This is a genomic window from Spirillospora sp. NPDC047418, from assembly GCF_040643275.1.
Classification (GTDB): Bacteria; Actinomycetota; Actinomycetes; order Streptosporangiales; family Streptosporangiaceae; genus Spirillospora.
Genome location: NZ_JBEYTW010000200.1, coordinates 1 through 1,919 on the forward strand (window position 1 = coordinate 1; position 1,919 = coordinate 1,919).

A 1,919-nucleotide genomic window follows, 5' to 3' on the forward strand; every position below is an offset into this window, starting at 1 on the left:
AGCTTGTCTTTTAACCTTGGATTCGGACGTTAAGGCTGTTCAGAGCCGTTCTGGGCAGGCGAGCTAGCGTGCCGGGCATCTTCGGAGGGTCTGGCTGGTATGACCGCGTATCGCCGTTGCGTTCCGTGGTTTCCGCAGGCCATGGCAATGGCGGTCGGCTCCCGGTATCTGCCGGGGGCGGAGGGGTGCGGGACAACAGGTGGGCCACCGCCTCACCGTGGTCGTGTCGAAGCGATCCGCGAGGAGAACGGTGGCCCGTTGCTGTACACACTGGCACGATTGCGTGATCGGCCGCACGAGATCACGGCTGGGGGTTCCGGTGCGCCGTGGGATCCCCGGACCGACGATCGACTGCAGGCCTCGATCATCCAGGCAGTGGCGCTGGGGAGGCTGACGGAGTTCCGCAAGCGTCTGTACGGGAGTCTGACCGGCCGGGCGGACGCGTTGTTCGAGTTGGCCGACGCGGTGCTTTGCGCCGACCGTCCGGTGACCTCGCTGGTGGAGTTGTCATTGGAGCCGGAGTTCCGCCGTGGTCACGGCGCCTTGTATGACGCCCTGGCCGCCGGAAGGATCGACGAGGCCGCTCTGGCCGACCTGCTGGCCGGATTCCTGCCGATGTCGGCTCCGCCCCACAGGCCGCTGCGAGCTGGTCAGACCGGGTTGGACGCGCGGGAGGAGATGCCGGCCGAAGCGTTGGGGGCGCTGCCGCCGGATCAGGCGCGGGCCGTGCGCGAGGCGCGCCTGCCGCGCGGTGGCCGGCTGCGGTTCGCAGTCGACGCGACGCCGTATCCGCGGCCCGACGCCGAGTGCTCGCCAGGACGCTGGCACGTGCACCACGACGCGTGCCGCTGCGACGGCACCCGCAAGACCATCCCGGGCTGGGAGTACCAGTTCGTCGCCGCGCTGGGTGAGCTGCGCTCGGCGTGGACGGCGCCGGTGGACGTCGCGCGCACCACCCACGCCACCCGCACCGCCGTGACCGCCGAGCAGATCCGCGCGCTGATCGGCCGCCTGGAGGCCACCGGCCAGGCGGGCGGCGAGATGCCCGTCCCGGTGGCGGTGCTGGACGCCGGGTATCCGGCCACCGCGCTGACGGCCGCGCTGGCCGGGGTGAACGTGCACCTGGTAGTGCGGCTCCCGGCCAAGAACGTCTACTACCGCGACCCGATCACCTGGCCCGGCAAGGTCGGAGCACCCAAGAAGTTCGGGCAGCCGATCAAGTGCGTCGACGACCCGCCACCACCCGAGCCCGACGAAGAGCTGATCCTGCCCGACACCACCCGCTACGGCACTGTGCACGTCTCGGCCTGGCGGCACGTCCACCCCCGCATCCACGGCGACCGCACCTACTTCGCCGACCTGGGCGGCGACCTGCCCATCATCAAGGGCACCCTGGTCCGCGTCCAGGTCGAGCGCCTGCCCGACGGCCGCGCCCCGCACAAGACGCTATGGCTCTGGCACGCCGGCCCCACCACTCTGGCGCTGGATGAGATCTGGCGGGCCTACCTGGCCCGCTTCGACGAAGAACACACCTTCGCCTTCGGCAAGGGCACCCTTGGGCTGATCGCCGCTCGACTGCGCACTCCCGAGCAGACCGACCGATGGGTCCGCCTGATCATGGCCGCGTTCACCCAACTCGCCCTCGCCCGTGACCTGGCCAAAGACCTGCGCCGCCCCTGGGAGAAACCCCCACCCCCCGACCGGCCGCTCAGCCCGGGGCGGGTCCGCCGCGGATTCAGGAACATCCGGCCCCTGCTTGGCACCCCGGCCCATGTTCCCAAACCAACCCGGGCCGGCCCGGGACGCCCCAAAGGATCACGCACCGGCCCAGCCAAACGCCACCCCGTCCCCCGCAAGCAAGATCGAAAGCAACCCGCGGCGTGACAAGAAGTCGCAGGTCAGAGGTTAAAAGACAAGCT

General features: G+C 70.2%; 1 protein-coding gene. It reads left to right on the forward strand.

The window, feature by feature from the left end; genetic code table 11:
* The first annotated feature begins 375 nt into the window (after positions 1 to 375).
* Positions 376 to 1,884 (forward strand): transposase, encoded by a 1,509-nt coding sequence (locus ABZ806_RS45010; RefSeq protein WP_500226124.1) that lies wholly within the window; start codon positions 376 to 378, stop codon positions 1,882 to 1,884.
* The last annotated feature ends 35 nt before the right edge of the window (positions 1,885 to 1,919 follow it).